At 60.0% G+C, this 21,227-nt stretch carries 19 protein-coding genes; 7 read left to right on the top strand and 12 right to left on the bottom strand.

Features of this window, described 5'->3' with window-relative positions; genetic code table 11:
• Positions 1-23 precede the first annotated feature (23 nt).
• Positions 24-632, bottom strand: a complete 609-nt coding sequence (locus tag J3P96_RS18610) for a LysE family translocator (RefSeq protein ID WP_434652869.1) — start codon at positions 630-632, stop codon at positions 24-26.
• A gap of 216 nt (positions 633-848) precedes the next feature.
• Positions 849-1,631 (bottom strand): SDR family NAD(P)-dependent oxidoreductase, encoded by a 783-nt coding sequence (locus J3P96_RS18605; protein ID WP_434652866.1) that lies wholly within the window; start codon positions 1,629-1,631, stop codon positions 849-851.
• A gap of 194 nt (positions 1,632-1,825) precedes the next feature.
• Here J3P96_RS18605 and J3P96_RS18600 point away from each other — a divergent pair, with 194 nt between their 5' ends.
• Positions 1,826-2,392 carry a TetR/AcrR family transcriptional regulator gene (locus J3P96_RS18600; protein ID WP_434569065.1) on the top strand — a complete coding sequence of 189 codons (567 nt, stop codon included), beginning with the start codon at positions 1,826-1,828 and terminating at the stop codon, positions 2,390-2,392.
• Between the two features lie 216 nt (positions 2,393-2,608).
• Here the strand turns inward: J3P96_RS18600 and J3P96_RS18595 are convergent, their stop codons facing one another.
• The 6 genes from J3P96_RS18595 to choW all read right to left on the bottom strand — a co-directional run bounded on the left by J3P96_RS18595 (position 2,609) and on the right by choW (position 8,517).
• Complete coding sequence (locus tag J3P96_RS18595) at positions 2,609-2,872, bottom strand: hypothetical protein (protein ID WP_305495615.1); 264 nt, start codon at positions 2,870-2,872, stop codon at positions 2,609-2,611.
• Between the two features lie 117 nt (positions 2,873-2,989).
• Entirely contained in the window at positions 2,990-3,904 is a 915-nt protein-coding gene (locus J3P96_RS18590) for a LysR substrate-binding domain-containing protein (protein ID WP_434652863.1), read from the bottom strand.
• An 88-nt stretch (positions 3,905-3,992) separates the two neighbouring features.
• On the bottom strand, positions 3,993-5,111 hold the full coding sequence (locus J3P96_RS18585) for an FAD-binding oxidoreductase (protein ID WP_434652861.1): 1,119 nt from the start codon (positions 5,109-5,111) through the stop codon (positions 3,993-3,995).
• A 9-nt stretch (positions 5,112-5,120) separates the two neighbouring features.
• Positions 5,121-6,374: an aromatic ring-hydroxylating oxygenase subunit alpha gene (locus tag J3P96_RS18580; protein WP_434652859.1), complete on the bottom strand. Its 1,254-nt coding sequence runs from the start codon at positions 6,372-6,374 to the stop codon at positions 5,121-5,123.
• A gap of 74 nt (positions 6,375-6,448) precedes the next feature.
• Positions 6,449-7,672 carry a choline ABC transporter ATP-binding protein gene (gene choV / locus J3P96_RS18575; protein ID WP_434652857.1) on the bottom strand — a complete coding sequence of 408 codons (1,224 nt, stop codon included), beginning with the start codon at positions 7,670-7,672 and terminating at the stop codon, positions 6,449-6,451.
• The gene (gene choW / locus J3P96_RS18570) at positions 7,669-8,517 is read right to left on the bottom strand and encodes a choline ABC transporter permease subunit (protein WP_434652855.1); all 849 of its coding nucleotides are present in this window, start codon (positions 8,515-8,517) and stop codon (positions 7,669-7,671) included. Before choW ends, choV begins: the two co-directional genes overlap by 4 nt.
• 221 nt (positions 8,518-8,738) lie before the next feature.
• Between choW and J3P96_RS18565 the strand changes: the two genes are divergently transcribed.
• Both J3P96_RS18565 and J3P96_RS18560 read left to right on the top strand, forming a co-directional pair.
• The gene (locus tag J3P96_RS18565; RefSeq protein ID WP_305495603.1) at positions 8,739-9,440 is read left to right on the top strand and encodes a TetR/AcrR family transcriptional regulator; all 702 of its coding nucleotides are present in this window, start codon (positions 8,739-8,741) and stop codon (positions 9,438-9,440) included.
• On the top strand, positions 9,437-10,222 hold the full coding sequence (locus tag J3P96_RS18560; RefSeq protein WP_434652853.1) for a pyrroline-5-carboxylate reductase family protein: 786 nt from the start codon (positions 9,437-9,439) through the stop codon (positions 10,220-10,222). Before J3P96_RS18565 ends, J3P96_RS18560 begins: the two co-directional genes overlap by 4 nt.
• A 567-nt stretch (positions 10,223-10,789) precedes the next feature.
• Here the strand turns inward: J3P96_RS18560 and J3P96_RS18555 are convergent.
• Positions 10,790-12,826 carry an FAD-dependent oxidoreductase gene (locus J3P96_RS18555; RefSeq protein ID WP_434652851.1) on the bottom strand — a complete coding sequence of 679 codons (2,037 nt, stop codon included), beginning with the start codon at positions 12,824-12,826 and terminating at the stop codon, positions 10,790-10,792.
• 209 nt (positions 12,827-13,035) lie between these two features.
• Between J3P96_RS18555 and J3P96_RS18550 the strand changes: the two genes are divergently transcribed.
• From J3P96_RS18550 to J3P96_RS18535, 4 genes are all read left to right on the top strand, one after another.
• Positions 13,036-13,785 carry an electron transfer flavoprotein subunit beta/FixA family protein gene (locus tag J3P96_RS18550; protein WP_434652849.1) on the top strand — a complete coding sequence of 250 codons (750 nt, stop codon included), beginning with the start codon at positions 13,036-13,038 and terminating at the stop codon, positions 13,783-13,785.
• Positions 13,785-14,720: an electron transfer flavoprotein subunit alpha/FixB family protein gene (locus tag J3P96_RS18545; protein WP_434652847.1), complete on the top strand. Its 936-nt coding sequence runs from the start codon at positions 13,785-13,787 to the stop codon at positions 14,718-14,720. Before J3P96_RS18550 ends, J3P96_RS18545 begins: the two co-directional genes overlap by 1 nt.
• 291 nt (positions 14,721-15,011) lie before the next feature.
• A complete protein-coding gene (locus J3P96_RS18540; RefSeq protein WP_434652846.1) occupies positions 15,012-15,911 on the top strand; it encodes a glycine betaine ABC transporter substrate-binding protein in 900 nt (299 codons plus the stop codon).
• A 332-nt stretch (positions 15,912-16,243) separates the two neighbouring features.
• Positions 16,244-17,230, top strand: coding sequence for an isopenicillin N synthase family dioxygenase (locus tag J3P96_RS18535; RefSeq protein ID WP_434652844.1), 987 nt, complete (start codon positions 16,244-16,246; stop codon positions 17,228-17,230).
• A gap of 32 nt (positions 17,231-17,262) precedes the next feature.
• On the opposite strand, the gene J3P96_RS18530 is transcribed toward J3P96_RS18535, so the two are convergent.
• The 3 genes from J3P96_RS18530 to J3P96_RS18520 form a co-directional block, all read right to left on the bottom strand.
• A complete protein-coding gene (locus tag J3P96_RS18530) occupies positions 17,263-18,216 on the bottom strand; it encodes a GlxA family transcriptional regulator (protein WP_434569053.1) in 954 nt (317 codons plus the stop codon).
• The gene (dddP, locus tag J3P96_RS18525) at positions 18,213-19,574 is read right to left on the bottom strand and encodes a dimethylsulfonioproprionate lyase DddP (RefSeq protein ID WP_434652841.1); all 1,362 of its coding nucleotides are present in this window, start codon (positions 19,572-19,574) and stop codon (positions 18,213-18,215) included. The genes J3P96_RS18530 and dddP overlap by 4 nt, the downstream gene beginning before the upstream one ends.
• Before the next feature lie 161 nt (positions 19,575-19,735).
• A complete protein-coding gene (locus tag J3P96_RS18520; protein WP_434652839.1) occupies positions 19,736-21,226 on the bottom strand; it encodes an aldehyde dehydrogenase in 1,491 nt (496 codons plus the stop codon).
• Position 21,227 lies beyond the last annotated feature (1 nt).

Below are 21,227 nucleotides of genomic sequence, written 5' to 3'. Positions count from 1 at the left end.
TTTACATGCCAGAAGCACATCGTTCAGTTATGAATCGGCAGGCTCACCCCGAAAAGTACGAAAAAACCGCCACAGACTTTATTGAACCGGCGCCCGGTTCGGGCCAGCCAAGGCCTGACCCGGTGCGCTGCGCTGGCTACACCGAACTCGACGATAAACTCGACAACCGCGTAAGTCAGCGCGATGGCCAACGTCTGCGCGATGATGTTCCGTTGCGGATCCAGAAATGGCGGAATGAATGCGGTAAACAGCAGCAGCGCCTTGGGATTGGAAATGGCCGATACCAGCCCTTGGCGGAACAGCGACCAACCACGGAAGCTGTCCGTAGCGGGCGCCTCAAGACTGACGGGAGGCGATCGCCACAGATTGAAGCCCAGCCAGATCAGATAGAGCCCGCCGATGATTTTCAACGCCGTGAACCAGGTAACTGAAGCCTGGATCAGCGCACCCAGGCCCAGGGCGCAAAGCGTCAGCACGAGGGCAAAGCCGAGGACGCCGCCGGTGATGGTGAACAGCGTTTTCCGGCTGCCGTGAATGGCGCCGTGGGTCAGCGCTAACAAGGCATTGGGACCTGGCACTACCGCTATGCCGCAGCAAGTAACCAGATAGAGCAACCAGGTATCAAACGGCATGATCCGATCCAGATGGGTTGATTCTGACTTGCATCCTGCGAGGGAACAGCGATCATGGAAAGCGCATAATTCAGGTCGTAGCCATTCGATTAACGAATAGAGGATAGCGCTACGCCGGGGTGGAAATCGAGCTGAATTGCGAACAGTCGACTGCGCTCATCCCGCGCGTACGCAGCCACGAACCGTCCAGCACCGGAACATTTTCGCTGTGAAACGTCAGGCTTTGTAGCGCTCGGCAACCGTCGATTGCTTGATCTGCGACAGCAGTCCCTGCCGCGCCGCCTGCAACGCATCCCAGCGCGCGCCGTCCTGCAAGGGTGGAATGGTCACGCCTTCGCGGCGATCGAAGCCGACCAGCGCGGCGTCAACCAGGTCGCTCACTTCCATGATTTCGCTCAGCGAATTGATGTCGATGCCGGCGCGCTCCCAGATTTCGGTACGGGTGGCTGCCGGCAGCACGGCTTGGACGTAGACGCCTTTGGGCGAAAGCTCGAGGCTCAGCCCTTGGGAGAGAAACAGCACGAAGGCCTTGGTTGCGCCGTAGACCGACATGCCGAATTCCGGTGCCAGGCCGACCACCGAGCCGATGTTGATGATTGCGCCTTCGCCAGCGTTTGCCAGGCGCGGGGCGATGGCGCTGGCGAGTCGAACCAGCGCGGTGGTGTTGAGCGCAACGAGGTGCGCGACGCTGTCGGTGGTCTGTTCGATGAAACTGCCGGACTGGGCGGCGCCGGCGTTGTTGATCAGGATGCCGATGCTGTCGTCATCGCGCAGGCGGGCCTCGACCTTGTGCAGATCGCCGGTTTGGGTGAGGTCGGCCTGGAGCACATCGACGCTGACGTTGTGTTCATTGCGCAGTTCGCTTGCCAGCGCTTCCAGCCGCGCGTTGTCGCGGGCGACCAGCACCAGATCGTGGCCGCGTTGAGCGAAGCGCCTGGCGTAGACCGCGCCGATGCCGGTGGAGGCGCCAGTGATGAGGACGGTTTTGCGAGTGGTCATGGTGTCGGTCTCTTGAAGGGTTGGGAGTGTGCAATCACTTCATTTGCGGTGCTGCTCAGCGAACGTCGGGCAGTCAGTTTCGTACCGCTTGGTTATAAGATGATGACCGAAATCTAAACTGTCAACGAATTTGATTATGCTCGGCATCTATGTATGATGAGGGCTTGATTCGAGCGGCCACGAGGCATACGCAAATGAGAGTGACCAAGGCCCAGGCACAGGCAAACCGCGAGCACATCGTCGAGACGGCGTCCGTGTTGTTCCGCGAGCGCGGTTTTGACGGAATAGGCGTGGCGGACCTGATGGCCGCTGCGGGTTTTACCCATGGCGGCTTCTACAAACATTTCGGTTCGAAGGCCGACCTGATGGCTGAGGCTTCCGCGAACAGCCTGTCGCAGTCGCTGGCCAGCACCGGCGAGCTTGATGTAGCCGGATTTTTTGCGATGTATCTATCCAGGGAACACCGCGATGCACGGGGTCACGGTTGCACGATGGCGGCGTTGTGCGGGGATGCGGCGCGTCAGTCAGACGAGTTGAAGGCGACTTTCGCCAGCGGCGTCGAAAGCACCCTGGCTTCGCTTGAAAAAAAGCTTGAGACACAAGAGGAGGGGGGCCGGGCGAAGATGCTTGGCCTGCTCGCCCAGGCTATTGGCGCGATCATGCTGTCGCGCGCGTGCCCGGACGATGCTCCGCTGGCTGGCGAAATACTCGAGGTCTGCCGAGCACAGATCCTGGCGTCCCTGCCAGCATCGGAGCCATGAAAAACCAGCGGTAGCGCAGCACGTGCTACCGCTGTCCGGGTCAGAAAATGAACTTGAACAGGGCAATGACCACGATTAGGCCGATGAGGAAAATGATCCCGACGGTACCACCAAGAAATTTCAACATGAGGACGCTCTCTTCAGATGGGCTTAGTGTTCTAGACCCCTGGCGAGCGCGCGCGGTTCGTTAAATTTTCGAATGATCGGCCGCAGGCTTCAGTGAACCGCCAGGGACCTCGGGACGGAAACGTATTCGAACTTCGACACGGTCTTGATCCAGTACCGCCGATACTCGGTCTTGTCCGGCGCCAGCGGTTTATGGCTTGACCAACGGTTTTCCGCCTTCAGGCTGGCGCGATACGCCTCCCATTCTTTCTGCTCGGCCACTTCCCTGGCTTTGTTCCTGTCATCGAACCAACCCAGGACGTACGCATCGCTCTGGTCCGTGCCGCTCGCTATCAGCAGATATATGTCTGTCATCACCGGTTCCCGCCGCAATCCAGCCACCCAGTCACTGGGCTCTTGTGAGGGGTATCGGCCGCCGTTGCGGTTTTTGAAGCCGTTTGATAAACGGCCCTGGGTTCGACGCACCACTGCTCAGGCACCCTCCGTCTGCGCAAGATAAGTCATCAGCCATTCGCGGAAGCGATTGACACTTTGCCGGTTCGGCACCCGTCCCAAGGGTTCCAGCAGACAAAACTGCGCATCGGTGCGCAAGAGGCTGGAGGTCGGGCGAACAAGGTTGCCGGTCTGCAAGTGGTCGCCGAGCAACCTCGACCAGGCCAGGGCCACACCTTGCCCGGCCAGCGCCGACTGGATCAGCATCGAGTAGCTGTTGATGTTGATCCGCCGACGAGGCTCTGGCGCCTGGTGGCCCAGGCGTCGGAACCATTCCTTCCAGCCGATCCAGTCCCGATGCTGATCCTCCAGCCATAACCAGGTGCAGGCGCCGAGCTGTTCGAGCCTGCCGGCCTCGGGATGCTGCGCCAGGTACGCGGGGCTGCACACCGGGAAAATCTCTTCGCTGAACAGCGTGGTGACCTTCATGTTGTTGGGCGGCTTGCTGCAGTAATACAGCGCCAGATCGCAATCGAGTCGGGAAAAGTCCTCGACCTGGTCGGTGGCGATGATGCGCAGGTCGATTTCTTCGTGCTGGCGCTGAAACTCCGAAACAAGCGGGAGCAGCCACAGGGATGCCATCGCCGTACTGGTGACCACGGTGACTTGCTGCGCGCCTTGCCAATGACGAACGCCAGCCGTGGCGCGGGCGATCTGCTGCAGAGTGTCGCGAATGCTTTCGTGGTACTGGCTGCCAGTCGCAGTGAGGTTGATTTCACGGGTCGTGCGGATGAACAGCGCCGTGCCCAGATAATCTTCGAGCAGGCGTATCTGGCGGCTGATGGCGCCCTGGGTGACGTTCAGTTCACGAGCCGCCACGGTGAAACTCAGGTGGCGAGCAGCGGCCTCGAACGCCACCAGGCTGTTGAGCGGCGGCAACGGTTGCAGTTTCATCGGGCTGGGTCACTGTCTTGTTTGGGGTCAGGCGCAGGGTGATTGTGCAGAAGCCCGCGCGCAGTGACTAGCGGATCAGGCGTGACGGCTAGAGATCGATGATCAGATTGGAGGTCGGCTTGCTGCAGCAGAGCAAGCGCAGGCCTTTGTCGATCTCCCGTTGCCGGATGCCGCCGTTGTGGTTCATGTCCACCGTGCCTTCCAGCAAGGCGGTCTTGCAGGTGCCACAGATGCCCTGGCTGCACGAGGAGGGCACGATCGCCCCGGCTTTTTTTGCCGCGCTCAGCACGGTCTGGTTGCCGGGCATGCTGAAGGTCTTGCCCGAACGCGACAGGGTGACGGTGAACATCTGTTGCTGGTCGAGTGAAGGGGCCTGCTCGATCAGCGGTTCCTCATTCAGCACCGCGATATCGAAGCTTTCCTGATGATAGTGGCGAAAATCGAACGCCGCTTCCCTGAGCAGCGCCTTGACTGCTTCCATGTAGCCCTGGGGGCCACAGGTGAAGATTTCCCGCTGGTGGTAGTCCGGTACTTGCTGGCTCAACAGAGGCAGATCGAGCCGACCGATCGGTTGCTGCCATTGGCTGGCAACGCCGAGCCCTTCGCAAATGCCGATGACCCGCAGGCCGGGCATATCGGCCTGCATTCGCGTCAGTTCGTCATGGAAGATGATATCCGCCGGCGTGCGGGCGCTGTGCAGGAATACGATGTCGAGATTGGCCGCCATGTCGCAGGCGGCGCGGGTCATCGACATCAAGGGCGTCACGCCGGAACCGGCCGACAGGTACAGCAGTTTTGTCGCCGGATGACCCACCGGTGTGAAACTGCCCGCCGGGCCGGATGCCCTGAGGTTGTCTCCCGGTTCGAGATGGTCATGCAGCCAGTTCGAGACCACGCCACCCGGCACGCGCTTGACCGTAATCGAAAAGGTGAACGGGCGCGTGGGGGAGGACGACAGCGTGTAGCAGCGCGCGATGGTTTGCCCACCGATGACCGGCGACAGCGTGATGAATTGCCCCGGCTCGAAGCTCAACGCAGTGAAGTCCGCGCATTGGAAGACGAACGTCTTTACGTCATGGGTTTCCTGGCGCACGGCGCAACATGACAAGGTTTTCTGCTCGCCGCTGTGCCATTGCGAGCCATAAGCGGTCCAGGTCGTCGGGTCGGTAAAACGTTGGGGCCGCGTCAGCTTTTCGTAGGTCGTCATGTCCATCCCTCACACGCCATGGGCGGCCAGACGCGCCGCGTACCAGCGAGAAAACTGGTCGACATAGGTTTCGGTAAACGCCGAGAACGGTCCGGGTGAATAGGCCGGGTCCTGGGTGCCGCTGTGGGTGATGCCGACCAGGTTGGCGTCTTGAAGATTGGTCGCCGCCCAGACTTCGATCAGTCTATCCACCTGGTAGTCCACGCCCTCGATGGCATCGGCGTGCACCAGCCATTTGGTCCGCACCAGGGTTTTATCGGGCGCCAGCGGGATGATGTAGGAGACCACCGCATGGTCGCTCATGATGTGGGTCCATGAGTTGTGGGTCCACAGGTGCATGTCGCCCAGATCGCGCCGGGTGAGGTCGCCAAACAAGCGCGTGCAGGCGACGCGGGTATCGAGGGTCTGGGATTCGCCGTTGCCGGCGATGGCCAGGCGCTGGGTGCGGAACTGAGTCACCGCGTCCTCGCCCAGGTGCTCGACGGCCTCACAGAGGTAGCCTTGGTTTTCCCAGTCTCGCTTGGTATCGGCGTTGCGCTGGTGATATTCCTTGAGCGCCAGGAGCGAGTCCTCGCCCAGGCCGTCGGTGCAGAAGCCGAAGTCTTCCGGCAGGAACGACGCGGTCAATTCGGGGTGAGTGGCGGCGCAGTGATAACACTCGCGGTTGTTTTCGATCACCAGTTTCCAATTGCCGTTCTCGATGATTTCCGACTCGTAGGCGATCTTCGAATGGCTGAGATCGTACTGAGCGAAACGCGGGGTCATGACCTGGTCGAGGTACAGGATGTCTTCCGGCGGCTCGTCACTCAGGCAGACGAATACATGGGCACCCACCACGCGGGTGTGGACCGGGATCAGGCTCTTGCACCCCGGGTCGAAATCCTTGCCCATGTGCGCGGCATGTTTCAGGCTGCCGTCCAGGTCGTACGTCCATTGGTGATAGGGGCAGACCAGCATGCCCACCGTCGATTTGCCGGCCTGTTTCAAGCGCGCCCCACGGTGCCGGCAGACATTGCGGAACGCCTGCACATGCTCGTCATCATCGCGGACCAGGATGATCGAGGATTTGCCGATATCGATCGTCGAAACATCGCCGGGTTCGGCAACGTCGCTGGTGGCCCCCACCAGAATCCAGTGTCTGGTGAAAAACACATCGACGTCGGTTTCAAAAACATCCTCGCGGCCGAACAGACCGCCGGGCATGCCATGGCCCGGGGTGCGGTCGGCCAGCAGTTCACGATGGGTTTTCAGGGTTGGGTTCATCGTCGATCTCACTCAAGGCAAATGATCGGTGGTTGGCGGACAAGCAGTGCTGCAGGGAAACGGGTTTCGTCTGTTCAGGCCACCGCAGGCTCTGACAATGGCTCGGATAAAACCGGGCGCGACAGGTCATGCCCGAGCAGCGCGCGGTACAGTTCCGTATCGCCCAGTACACCGACGACGGTCTGGTCTTTATCGAGCACGATCAATGGATGTCCTGTTTCGTAGCGGATACGCAGCGCCTCGCGCATGCCGGTATCCGCCTGCACCGAGGTGACCAGGCGGCGCAAGGGCGCGCTGGCCTCGTTGCGGTTCCAGTGTTGCAGCGGTTGGGCCGCAGCGCCGCGGCGCACGCTGGCCAATTCTTTCGATGCGTTCAGCGCAACCCAGAGGTTCTGCACCGTATCCAGGCAATATTCGCCCTGTGCGGATATGCACTGGTCCAATGGGGTCATCAGGCTTCCCGCACAGAGCACATTCAGTGGGTTGGTGTGGGCGACGAAATTGCGCACGTAGTCGTCTGCCGGCTTCAGCACGATCTCCTCGGGTTTGCTGTACTGGATGATCTTGCCGTCTTTCATGATGGCGATCCGTGTTCCCAGCTTGAGGGCTTCGTCCAGGTCATGACTGACGAAGACGATGGTCTTGTGCAACTTGCGCTGCAGGTCGAGCAGCTCGTCCTGCAGCCCTTGGCGAATGAGCGGATCGAGGGCCGAGAAGGGTTCGTCCATCAGCAGGATATCGGCGTCCATCGCCAGGGCGCGGGCCAGGCCAACGCGCTGCTGCATGCCGCCGGACAACTCGTCGGGCTTCTTGTTGCGCCATTGAGTCAAGCCCACCAGTTCAAGCTTTTCGTCGACCAGATTGCGCCGCTCCTTCTCGGGGCGGCCTTGCATTTCGAGGCCGAAACCGATGTTCTCGCGCACGGTCAGCCAGGGCATCAGGGCGAATTTCTGGAAGACCATGGCGATGCGTCGGGTGCGCATCATTTTCAGCTCGGCCGGGGTGCAGGCGGCGATGTCGATCTGTCGGCCCTCGTGCTCGACGAACAACTTGCCGCGACTCACCGTGTTCAAGCCGTTGATGCAGCGCAGCAGGCTCGACTTGCCGGAGCCGGACAGGCCCATCAGCACGCAGATTTCACCTTTGTTGATGTCGAGATTGGCCTTCTCCACGCCGACGATCAGGCCGGTTTGCTGCAGAATCTCCGGGCGCGAAAAACCCTGGTCGAGCAGCGCCAGCGCCGGCTTCGGGCGGTTGGCGAAGATGACGTCGACGTCTTCAAAACGAATGATGCTCATGCGTCACCTCTTTTCACGGTTTCGCGCTGCTTGCAGATGCGGTCGAGGATGATCGCCAACAACACGATCGCCAGGCCTGCTTCGAAACCCATGGCGATATCGGCGGTATTCAAGGCGTTGACGACAGGCTTGCCCAGGCCATCCGCGCCGACCAGCGCGGCGATGACCACCATCGACAGCGACAACATGATGCATTGGGTAACCCCGGCGGCGATGCTCGGCATGGCATGGGGCAGCTCGATGCGTGCCAGCAGCTGGCGACGTGAGCAGCCGAAGGCTTTGCCGGCGTCCATCAGTTCTTGAGGCACATCGCGCACGCCCAGGTAAGTCAGGCGGATTGGCGCGGCAATGGCGAAGACCACCGTGGAAATCAATCCCGGAACCACGCCGAGGCCGAACAGCGTCAAGGTCGGGATCAGGTAGACGAAAGTGGGGACGGTCTGCATCAGGTCGAGCACCGGTCGCAGGGTTGCGTAGAACCAGGGACGATGCGCCGCGACGATGCCAAGCGGCACGCCGATGATGACGCACACCAGGGTGGCGAATGTCACCTGGGCCAGGGTTTCCATGGTTTCCTGCCAATAGCCCAGGTTTAAGATCAACAGGAACGACAGGGCGACGAAAAGCGTCAGGCTTACCTTGCGTTGAACGTAATAAGCGAAGAGGGCCAGCAGTCCGATCAAGGCCAGCGGGTTGAACCAGAGCAGGGCGCTGGTAAAGACCGAAATGACTTCGGAAAGCGAAAGCGAAATGGCGTCGAAGACACTGGCGCCATGTTGGGTCAGCCATTCGACGTATCGGGCGATGTACTCACCCAGCGGGAGTTTTTCTTGTGCAGTCCACATAAGGCGGCTCGTTTTTGTTCTGGTTTGCCTGGAGCAGATACTCATCCGGGCGTGCGGTGCTGACAAACCATTTAAAGTCAGCGGCTCATGAGTTTCTGTCATCAATCCTGCTGGGATTCGGAAGCACAAGTCGCGTCGCGTTGAGCAACTGTACTCAGGTGTACATTCGGCGGGCATCCGAGTACATTCGCGTTACGTATGTTCAACAAGGTGGATGCAAGATGCCCCAGGTAGGGAAGGCGCGCGGCAAGGCCCAGGACGCCGGCTGGCGAGGGTCGCCCGAAGGCTGGCTGGAAGCGGCCTACGAGGCCTTGAAGGAGTCCGGCATCGATGCGGTCAGGGTCATGCCGCTGGCCAAGCGTTTGGGTTTGTCACGCACCAGCTTCTATTGGTTCTTCGAGGATCGTGAGCAGTTGCTCGCCGCCTTGCTGTCGCGCTGGCGCGAGACCAACACCGGTGGCCTGATCCGGCAAAGCGAGAGCTACGCCGAGAGCATTTCCGAGGCGATCCTGAATGTCTTCGAATGCTGGCTCAACCCTCAATTGTTCGATTCGCAATTCGAATTCGCCGTACGCAGCTGGGCGCTCCAGTCCGCTGAAGTGGCGCAGGAAGTCGCCATCGTCGACGAGCAGCGAATGGGCGCCCTGGCGAGCATGTTCAAGCGCTTTGGTTACGACAGCCAGGGCGCCGACGCACGGGCCCGGACGATCTACCTGACCCAGATCGGCTACATCACCATGAACACCAGCGAGCTGATCACCGTGCGTTTCCAGCGCATCCCGCATTACGTGAGCATTTTCACCGGCAAGGTACCCAAGCAGCGCGAGCTGGATCGTTTCTATGGCAAATTCGGCTATGCCGAAAAAGAGCCAGGGATCTTTGTGCCGTTGACGGAAACCTTCGAAGAGACGGCCGGGAAATGAACGCGCCGACGCTGGGCATCATTGGTGGAACGGGCTGGCTGGGCGGGGCGATTGCCAAGGCTGTGTTGGCGCAGGCGCTGTTGCCGGCGGGTAACCTAATTATTTCCAATCGCTCGGGTGTCCATCCTTTGGCGCAACAAGGCGTTTGTCTCGTCACGGACAACCAGGCGCTGGTGGACCGCAGCGACTTGATCATCATCGCGGTGCGCCCCGAGCAGTTCGCCGGCCTGTGCCTCAACGCTTCTGGCAAGACAGTCATTTCATTGATGGCCGGGATCACCGCGCAGGCCATTGCCACTCGGACCTCGGCTTCGACGGTGCTGCGGGCGATGCCCAATGCGGCGGTGGAGATCGGGCAGTCGTTTACACCTTGGTATTGCGCGGGTGTGGTGGATGCGGTGACTAAAGGCCTGGTTCAGCGTTTGTTCGAATGCGTGGGCACGGCTGCCGAGGTCGAGGAGGAAGATTTCATTGATTACCTCTCCGCGCTTTCCGGCACCGGCCCGGCCTTTCCCGCCTTGCTCATGACAGCCCTGGCCAATCAGGCGATGGAGGCCGGCATCCCCGCCAAGATAGCACAGCTTGCGGCTAAGAATGTCGTGGTCAACAGCAGCCAGTTACTGGCCAGCCATGACGCCCGGCAGATGATCGACGCCCTGGTCGCCTACCGCGGCGTGACCGCTGCCGCCCTGCAGGCGATGACCGAGGGGCATTTCGAGGAGCAGGTGGGGAAGGCATTGCAAGCCGGCGCCACGGTCGCCCGCCAGGGCCTGCAAGCCTGATTCACTGATCAGACCTGTGGGAGACCTGTGGGAGCGAGCCTGCTCGCGAAAGCGTCAGCCAATCCACCATCTCTGTCACTGGACCACCGCTATCGCGAGCAAGCTCGCTCCCACATTCGAATCTTCGAAAGGCACAGGGCATGTGCAACCCACAATCCCTTGTGGGAGCGAGCCTGCTCGCGATGGCGTCCGTCAGTCCAACATCCCTTTCACTGGACCCCCGCCTTCGCGAGCAGGCTCGCTCCCACATTTGGATCTTTATCAATCACAAGATTGCCGTGCAACACAGAACCCTGGGGGAGCGAGCTTGCTCGCGATGGCGTCCGCCAGTCCAGCATCCTTGTCACTGAACCACCGCTATCGCGAGCAAGCTCGCTCCCACATTTGGATCTTTATCAATCACACAATTGCTGTGCAACACAGAACCCTGTGGGAGCGAGCCTGCTCGCGAAAGCGTCCGCCATCCAGCATCCTTGTCACTGAACCACCGCTATCGCGAGCAAGCTCGCTCCCACATTTGGATCTTCATTTATCGACACAATTGCTGTGTCCTTATCCGGTCGCGCTTCAGATGTCCTTGACCAACCGCAGCGCATCGTAGATGGCCGCATGGGTATTGCGCGCCGACACCGCGTCGCCGATCCGGAACAGCTGGAAGCGGCCTCCGGGGTTGGTCACGATATTCTGGGTTTTCCCGGCGATCAGGTTGTGCTGCTCGACCGCGCCGTTGTTGCTCGAATGCGGCCGTAACTCAAAGTACAAATCGTCCAGGGGCAGGGTGCCGTGGTTGACCACCACCTGATCGACCACACGCTGCTTGTGCACCTGGCCGTAGTCGCTGCCGAAGTGCGCAACCAGTTGACCGTCGCGTTTTTCCACGGAATCGACCCGATAGGTGACGGTGAAGGTGACGTTCAGGTCTTGCAGGCTGCGCATGTAAGGCACCAGGTTCATCGCCATCACCTCCGGTGCGAACGACCGGTCGGGCGTGACGATTTCCAGTTTCGCGCCGCTGCTGGCGATGATCTCGGCCGCCTGTAGCGCCGCGTGGTCGCCGGCGTCGTCGAATATCAGCACGTTCTGGCCGGGCTTGATATCGCCGGAAATGATGTCCCAGGTCGACACCACCAGTTCGTTGCCTTGCTTGAGCACCTCGGTGTGGGGCAGGCCGCCCGTAGCGACGATCACCACGTCCGGTTCTTCGGCCATCACCGTCTCGGCTTCGGCCCAGGTGTTGAACTGGAACTTCACGCCAAGGCGTTCACATTGCGCCATGCGCCAGTCGATGATGCTGATCATCTCGCGGCGGCGCTCGCTCTGCGCGGTCAAGCGGATCTGCCCGCCTGGCTGGTCGGCCACTTCGAACACGGTGACTGCATGGCCGCGCTCGCCGGCCACCCGTGCCGCCTCCAGGCCCGCCGGGCCGGTGCCGATTACCACCACCTTGCGCTTGAGCGGCGCCTTGGGGATTTCGTGGGGCATGGTGGTTTCGCGCCCGGTGGCGGCGTTGTGGATGCAATACGCGGCGCCGCCCTGATAGATGCGGTCCAGGCAATAGTTGGCGCCAACGCAAGGGCGGATCTCTTCTTCACGTTTTTCGATGATCTTGCGCACGATATGCGGGTCGGTCATGTGCGCGCGGGTCATGCCGATCATGTCCACTTTGCCCGAGGCGATGGCGTGTCGCGCCGTGGCGACATCCGGGATCTTCGCTGCATGAAAGGTCGGGAAACCGGTGGCGGAGCGGATCTCGCCAGCAAAATCCAGGTGCGGCGAGTTGCGCATGCCCTGGATCGGGATCACGTCGGTGAGGCCGGCATCGGTATCGATGTGCCCGCGCACGACGTTGAGGAAATCCACCAGCCCGCTGTCCTTGAGCATGTGGGAAATCTGCAGGCCATCGCTGGCGCCAAAGCCGCCGGGCAGGTCTTCATCGCCGGTGTAGCGCACCCCCAGCAGGAAGTCCTCACCACAACGCTGGCGGATGCCGCGCAGCACATCGAAGGTGAAGCGCATGCGGTTTTCCAGCGAACCACCGTAGGGGCCGTCGAGATCGTTGGTCAGTGGCGACCAGAATTGATCCATGAGGTGCCCGTAGGCCTGCAGTTCCAAACCGTCGAGACCGGCGGCCTTCATGCGTTCGGCGGCGTCCACGTAATCCTTGACGATCCGGTCGATGTCCCAGTCTTCCATCTTTTTCGGGAAGGCCCGGTGGGACGCTTCGCGGCGATGGGACGGCGAGACGACCGGCAGCCAGTCAGCCTTGTCCCAGCGCGTGCGCCGCCCCAGGTGGGTCAGTTGAATCATCACCGCGGCGCCGTGTTCGTGGCATTCGTCGGTCAGGTCCTTCATCCATTTGACCACCTCGTCCTTGTACGCCAGCACGTTGTTGAACACCGGCGGGCTGTCCCGTGAAACCGCAGCGGAGCCCGCGGTCATGGTCAACGCAACACCGGCCTTCGCCCGTTCGACGTGATAGGCGCGGTACAAATCCTTCGGCATGCCGTCCACGGGATACGCGGGCTCGTGGGAGGTGGTCATGATTCGATTCTTGAGGGTCAGATGCTTGATCTTGTAGGGCTGCAGCAGAGGATCGCTGGACATGGTGTTGCTCCGGGAACAGAACATCAGGCTTGGTTTTGACATAACGGTATGTGCAATGTTCATGTGTGTCAACGATTGAGACACAGGTGTACATTTTTCTTGCGCGGGGGAATAACCAGGATTACCATCCAGTCGAAACAGGGGTGATCCGGCGTATGCGCGCCGGTCATCGCGCATCGATCCAAGTGCAAGGGGGCTGTGCAAAGACCATGAAAGTGCTCGTTGCGATAAAGCGTGCCATCGACCCGAATGTGAAAGTCCGGATGAAGGCTGACGGTTCAGACGTTGAGCTCAACGGCGTGAAAATGGCCTTGAATCCGTTCTGCGAGATCGCGGTGGAAGAGGCGATTCGCCTCAAGGAAAAAGGCCTGGCAACCGAAGTGGTGGTGGTCTCGGTGGGCACTTCGGCCGCCCAGGAACAACTGCGCACGGCGTTGGCACTCGGTGCGGACCGGGCACTTCTGGTCGAGACCAGCGCGATTCTCGAGCCGCTCAACGTCGCCAAGTACCTGAGCAAAGTGATTGATCAGGAACAACCGCAACTGATCCTGTTCGGCAAGCAGGCGATCGACCAGGAAAACAACCAGGTCGGGCAAATGGTCGCGCAGTTGATTGGCAGCGGTCAGGCCACTTACGCCTCGGCAGTCAATCATGTCGACGGGCAATGGCTCGTCGAGCGTGAGGTCGATGGGGGCAGCCAGGTGGTCGCGCTCTCGACGCCGGCCGTGGTGACCTGCGATCTGCGCCTGAATCAACCGCGCTACGCCTCGTTGCCGAACATCATGAAAGCCAAGAAAAAACCCTTGGAAACCATCGCCGCCGACAGCTTGGGCGCGAGCGTGAAGCAACACTCGCGATTGCTGGGTGTTGTCCCTCCACCGGTACGCAAAGCAGGCATCACGGTCGCTTCGGTGACCGAGTTGGTGGATAAACTGAAAACCGTTGCGGGGGTGATTTGATGCGCACATTGGTGATCGCCGAGCACAGCGCCGGACAGCTGACGGCAGGCACCTGGAGTGCCGTGAGCGCCGCCGTGGCGTTGGGGGCTGAAACGGATCTGCTGGTGATGGGCGGGACGGACGCCCCGGCCGTGGCGCAACAGGCAGCGTCGACCCAGGGCCTGGACCGGGTGCTGCTCGCACAGGCGGCGGTGTTCGAAAATGCCCTGGCTGAAAACGCCCAGCCGCTGATCACTTCGCTGGTGGCCGAGGGGTATACACACGTCGTTGCCGATGCCAGCAGCATGGGCCGCAATCTGCTGCCACGGGTCGCGGCGAGCCTGGATGTGGGCATGCTTTCGGACGTTACCCACATCGTCTCGGCGGACACTTTCCAGCGGCCCATTTATGCCGGCAATGCCATCGCCACGCTGCAGTCACTGGATCCGATCAAGTTGCTCACCGTGCGCGCTTCGGCATTCGCCCCAGCGTTATCCCATGACAAACCCTGCGAAGTGGTTGCAGTGGACGGCGGACAAAGCGCCAGCAACGTGCGTTTGGTGAGCGAACAACTGACGGCCAGCGAACGGCCCGATCTGTCGAGCGCCCGCGTCGTCGTTTCCGGTGGCCGCGGGATGCAGAGCAAAGAGAATTTCGCCCTGATCGAGCGAGTGGCCGACAAGCTCGGCGGTGCCGTGGGGGCCTCCCGCGCTGCTGTTGATTCGGGATTCGCGCCCAACGATTTGCAGGTCGGGCAGACGGGCAAGATCGTCGCGCCGGAGCTTTATATTGCCGCAGGCATCAGTGGCGCCATTCAACATCTGGCGGGCATGAGCGGTTCAAAGGTCATCGTCGCGATCAACCAGGACGCCGAGGCACCGATTGCCCAGGTGGCGGATTATCTGTTGGTGGCGGATTTGTTCGAGGCGCTGCCGGCACTCGAAAGGGCATTGTGAATTCAAGACGTAAACGACGAACCCGTGGCGAGGGAGCTTGCTCCCGCTCGGCTGCGCAGCAGCCGCAAAACCTGGGGCCGCTGCGCGACCCAGCGGGAGCAAGCTCCCTCGCCACGGGTTTATCGACAACCTTGAAAGTTTCAATCCGCCAACGGGCGGAGGAGGGTAAGCCACACTCAATAGCCGTGATTTCATAATTAGAACTTGCCCATGGCCGTGCGCGGTCGCGATGGGAAATGAATGCTTCTGCTGCCCTGCCAATAACTATTAATACAGTCTGCGGAGATGCACATGATGACGTTACCCCGTAAAACTTTTATCGCCTGGTTTGCCGGCCTTGCATTGGCCTGCGGCAGCCTGATCGCTCAAGCCGAGGAACCCGCGCCCATTCGTATCGGCTGGGTGAACTGGTCGGATACGGAAATCGCCGTGAAGCTGGCGAACACCGCGTTGCAGGATCATCTCAAGCAACCGGTCAAGTTGGTGCTGGCCGATATTGGCATCCAGTTCCAGGCGCTGGCTAACGGCAACATCGACCTGATCCCGATGGTCTGGCTGCCGAGCACCCACAAGTCCTTCTATGACAAGTACAAGGACAAGCTCGAAGACCTCGGCGTACTGTATGAAGGCCGGATCGGCATGGCGGTGCCCACCTCGATTCCTACCAGTGAGATTGCCAGTGTCGAAGACCTCAACAAACCTGAAGTGAGAGAAAAACTTGGCGGCAAGATCCTCACTTCGGAAGTGGGCAATGGTCAGTACAAGCTGACGGAAAAAGCTATCAAGGAATACAAGCTCGACGGCTACAAGATGGTTGCGTCTTCAGAGTCCGGCATGCTGAGTGAACTGGATCGCAACATCAAGCGGGACAAGTGGTCGTTGGTCAACGCCTGGAGCCCTCATTGGATGTTCGCCAAATGGCCGCTGCGTTACCTGGATGATCCGAAGCAGATATTCGGTGGCGCCGAGCAGATCCACGCGATTGCCCGCAAAGGTTTCAGCGCCGAACATCCGGACGTGGCGCGCTTCTTCGCCAACTTCAAGATCCCGAAAGCGGACCTTGAGAAGTTGATGGCGGATGCCCGCGAAAGCACTGCGGACAAGGTGGTTGCCGAGTACTACGCGGCGAACAAACCGCGCTTCGAAGCGATGTTCGGCAGCCAGACTGCTTCCGCTACGCCAGCCCCGTAATCACCGCTGTCCCTCGATGGTTTTATTGCCGTCCGGTGCCCTTCGTCAGGGCACCGGATTTATTGTTTTCAAGGATGAATAGTCTGTAAGCGCTGCTACGGCCTGACAACTTTAAAGACACTCCGTTTTCGTTGTTGCGCTCTTAGGATTCTAATGAGCGGCATTGTTTGGTTTGGCCAATGATTATTTGTCATGAGTGCAGAAAGAAATATGGTTTGTCTGTAACTGTCCGGTTCTCGACAATGACTTAAGCGCAAGTACCAAGAGGAGTTGTGTCCCACGGGTACTTGGCTTCCCGCCATTATTCAAAGTGTTCTGTTGAGGACCGATCGATGAATCAGATGACCGACGCCAGGCTGAATAGCAAACAAATAACGTTCGAAGAAATTCCGCTCATAGATATTGCCGCTCTGGTCGATGGTAGTGATCCCCGGAAAGTCGCACGCGAAATAGGTGTGGTTTGCGAAGAGGTCGGGTTTTTCTACGTTGGCAACCACGGTGTGCCCAGAGCCCTGACCGATGCCATGCATGTTCAAGCGAAAGGCTTTTTCGCCAGGCCTTTTGACGAAAAGAATAAACTCAATGTGGTTAATTCGGGCCCTACGCTCCGCGGCTATATCCCCATGTACGCGGAGAACGTCGATCCGGAAAATACCCGTGATTTCAAGGAGTGCTTTGACTACGGTGCGCACTATGACGAAGTGTCGCCTTTCTTCGGAGCCAACCTGATGCCGGCTGAGCCTGCCGCGTTTTCCGATGTTTGCGAGGCCTATCACGATGCAATGCTGGCGCTCGCACGCAAGCTTATCAGCGCCATTGCGTTGAGCCTCGATCTGCCAGCGGATTACTTTGAAAAGTTGCAACGCAAACCGATCACCATCCAGCGCTTGCTGCGCTACCCCTCGCAAAGTGGCGAAGTGTCACAAAAGGAAATAGGGATCGGAGCACACACGGACTATGGTGTCCTGACGATCCTGTTCCAGGACCGGGTCGGCGGCTTGCAAGTGCGCAATCGCGCGGGTGAATGGGTAAGCGCTCCTCCGCTGGAAGATACGTTCATCGTCAACATCGGGGACCTGGTCCAAACCCTGACGAATGATCGCTACACCTCGACCATGCACCGGGTCATCAATACCAGTGGTGTCGAACGGTACTCCTTCCCATTCTTCATTGACCTGGACTTCGACGCGACAGTAGCGACCGTTGCGACCTGTGTCAGCGCCGGCAACCCGGCCAAATATGCGCCTTACACCTGTGGCCAACATAAGTACCGTCGTTTTGTTGCCAGCTATACCCACCTGAAGCCTATCGAGGCCTGACATCGGAGGACCTGCCTCCTCGTCAGCAGGCGCTATATCTCGTAGCGACTTTCCTTCGAAGGAGGAAAGCCAAAGAGCGTGCTATAGCACTTGCTGAAGTGAGGGGTAGAGACAAACCCGCAGGCAATGGCGACATCCGTGACGCTCAGCCTGGAGTTCTGTAGCAGGCGCCGCGCCTCGGTCAGCCGTAGTTCCAGATAGTAGCGCTGGGGAGACATATTGATCTGCCTGCGAAACAGGCGCTGAATCTGGCGCTTGGACAGCTGAACGCATTGAGCGAGCAAGTCCAGGCTCAAAGGTTCTTCAAGGTTGCATTCCATCAATGCAATGACTTCCCGCAGGCACGCACTGACCTTGCGGTCCAGGACCTTGGCCGAGGTACGAAACCGAGACTCATGGTCCAACAGGTCAAACACCGCGTCCGCGAGTTTCGGGTCGAGGGCCGCGTACAGCCATTTCATCATGATCTGAAAGGCGCCGGCAGGGTTTGACGCGGTGAATCGGTCCCTGTCGAACACCACTGTATCCAGCGTCACCGTGGTCTTTGGTGAACACTCCGACAAGGCCATTCGTTGTTCGGCATGAATAGCACATCGGTAACCATCCAGCAGTCCAGCCTTGCCCAGGTACCAGGCGCCGTTCCATAACCCGCCGAGCGCAATGGGCAGGTTCGCCAGTTTGGTCAGCAGCGTTACCAGCCCGTGGGGGAGTACCCTCGGCGTGCGCAGGCCGCCGCAGACAATCATCAAGTCCAGCGCCGCGATCCTGATATCGGTCAACGGTGTGTCTGGCCTGATGGGGATTGCCAGGTCGCTGATCACTTCAGAGTCGTTGCGACTGAAAGTATGGATTCTTATCGACCCTGGCTGAATCAGATTGGCGGTGACGAGCACGTCCAGGCATTGGGTGAAACAGGTCAGGGAGAAGTTATCGAGCAACAGGAAGCCCACGCTCGATGTTTTCTGGGACTCGATCATCGCGTTCATGAGTTGCGCTTCGTATCCCGCAGGAAACTGTCATCGAAAGGGTAGTGGGTGAGTAACTCATAACCGGTCTCGGTCACCAGCAATTGGTTCTCCAGCTTGATTCCATCCTGTCCGCCCACCTCACCGACATACGCCTCGACGCACAGGGCCATGCCCGGCTGCAGTTCGCCCTCGTATCCGTAGGACTCCAGGTCCTCCGGATAACGAATGCTCGGGTACTCGTCACACAGCCCGACGCCGTGATAAAGCACGCCATACCGTTGAGCCCGGCACGGTTCGGGCAACCGGTGCGCCTTGGCGGTCAGTTCGGTGAAGCGTACGCCTGGCTTGATCAACTCGGTGTTATGGACGATATGGTCATGGGCGATCCGGTACAGGCGCTTCTGTTCGGGCGTGGGCTCCAGCCCCCCGCAGATCCAGCTGCGGGACATGTCCACGCACATGCCGTAGGTGCCGATCAGATCCGTGTCGAATGACAGCAGGTCGCCGTCGTTCAACACGCGTGGGCCGGACTCCTGGAACCAGGGGTTGGTGCGAGGACCGGAACTGAGGATGCGCGTCTCGATCCATTCGCCACCGCGGCGGATATTGCCGGAATGCAGCGCGGCCCAGACATCGTTTTCGGTCGCGCCAGCGCGCATTGCCTGGTGCATTTCGGCCACTGACGCTTCGCATGAAGCCACCGCACAGCGCATTGCCTTGATTTCATCCGGGCCCTTGATCATGCGCGCGAATTCGGTCACTTCCTGGCCGCTGTAAATCTCGATTGCCAGGGCATCCAGGGCACGTACGCCGGCGACTTCTATTCGATCGACCGCAAGCCGTCGGTTGACTCCGGCGTGTTGGCGCAGCAAATCGTCGATTTGCGCGGCGAAATGCCTGGCGTGTCGATCAGTGTGTTCACCGGTCTCGAAAAAGAAAAAAGATGCCCCGCTGCGTAGCTCCGTCACCAGCGGCAAGTGGGCGGACAAGTGATCACAGCCATGAAAGTCCCACAAAACCACATGCCCACTGGCGGCGACGAAGCATGCCCGTGCGGGGTTATGAGTCGTCCACAGTTGCATGTTGGTGGTGTCGGTCGCGTAGCGGATATTCAGCGGATCGAATAACAGGATGCCACCCAGGTCACGGGCGACCAGCTGATCGACAATCCGTTGCAATCGGTACTTGCGCAGGGTGGGTAAATGGGGCGGCTCCAGGCCCAGCCGCTCCCACTCCGCAAACGCCAGCGGCGTAGGGCCTATCTCGACGCGGTTGTTGTCATCGACGGAGCCGTCTTTTTTCAGTGCAACTGCACGCTGCCTCGCCGGGTCGATGCGCCGGGCATTGGCTGGAATCGAAAAAGGTGAAGGGGGCATGATGGCGTCCAGTGTTCAGTCTGCTAGAGGTATTCAGCTGTGCCGGCCTCTTCGCGAGCAAGCTCGCTCCCACATTCCTCGGGCGTACACACGAACCTGTGGGAGCGAGCTTGCTCGCGATGAGGCCAGTACAGTCGCCACAAATCGCGATCTCGATCAGCTTACGAAGCATCGATCCAGATGGTTTTCAGCTCGGTGTACTGATCGTGTGCCCAGACGGATTTGTCGCGGCCACCAAAACCGGACTCCTTGTAGCCGCCGAACGGCGTGGAGGCGTCGCCTTCACCGAAACAGTTGACCGTGACCACGCCCGCCCGAATTTCCCGCGACAGCCGCAAGGCGTTACGCAGGCTACCGGTATAGGCAGATGCCGCCAGGCCGTAGACCGTGTCGTTGGCCAGCGCAATGGCTTCGTCGATCGTGCTGAAGCTGGTGACGCTCAGGACCGGGCCGAAGATCTCCTCGATGAACAGGCGACTTTCCCGTTCAACACCGTCGATGATCGTCGGCTGCACGTACACACCGGACTCGGTCTCGCCACCTTGCAGCACATTGAGTTTCTGCTCGGCCGCATACTCCAGATACGAACGCACCTTCTCGAAATGCGTTTTGCTGATCATGGCCCCGAGGCGATTTTGCGGGTCCAGCGGGTCGCCCATTTTCCAATCGCGCAGGTGCTTGCCGATCAGTTGCAGCAACTCTTCCTTGACCTCTTCATGGACGATCAGCCGCGACGACGCCGAGCAGTTCTCGCCCATGTTCCAGAAAGCGCCGGCGGTCACATACTGGGCAACCTGATCGAGGTCTTCGCAGTCATTCATCACCACGGCGGGGTTCTTGCCCCCCAGTTCCAGCACCACGCGCTTGAGGTTCGACTCGGACGCGTACTTGAGGAACAACCGGCCTGTGTCGGTAGAACCGGTGAAGCTGACCATCGCCACATCCATGTGTCGGCCGATTGCCTCGCCAGCCTCGCGACCACCGCCAGGGGTAATGTTGAATACGCCGGCCGGAATACCAGCCTCATGGGCCAGCTCGGCGACACGCAGCGCGGTCAGGGTGGTTTCCTTGGCGGGCTTGACCACGATGGAACAGCCGGCGGCCAGGGACGGCCCAATCTTCCAGGCCAGCATCAACAGCGGGAAGTTCCAAGGCAGGACCAGGCCGACCACGCCGATTGCTTCGCGCACCACCATGGTTACCGCACCGTGGCCGGTCGGCGCGGTACTGTCGTACACCTTGTCGATCAACTCGGCATGCCAGCGCAAGGTATGGATGGTGTCGGGCACATCGACGTTCTGGCATTCGCTGACCGGCTTGCCACTGTCCAGGCTTTCCAGCACCGCGAGCTCATGGGCATTGTCTTCCAGCAACTGGGCGAAACGCAGGAGCACCTGCTTGCGTGCGCCGGGAGACAGCTTGTGCCAGCGGCCATCCTCGAACGCTTGCTTCGCGGCAGCCACGGCAACGTCGACGTCACGGGTATCGCAAGCCGCTACCTCTGCAAGCTGTTCACCCGTGGCAGGGTTCGTCGTGATGAAGGTCTTTCCACAGAGCGCATCGCGGAACTCGCCGTTGATGAAGGCCTGGGTAGGAAACTGCAACTTGGCGGCGATGGCCGCGTACTGTTCCTTGGTCAGTAAATCAGCCATC

The organism is Pseudomonas sp. R3-56, assembly GCF_051132075.1.
Classification (GTDB): Bacteria; Pseudomonadota; Gammaproteobacteria; order Pseudomonadales; family Pseudomonadaceae; genus Aquipseudomonas.
Note: the sequence above shows the minus strand (reverse complement) of the source record. Positions and strands in the feature narration are given on the sequence as shown.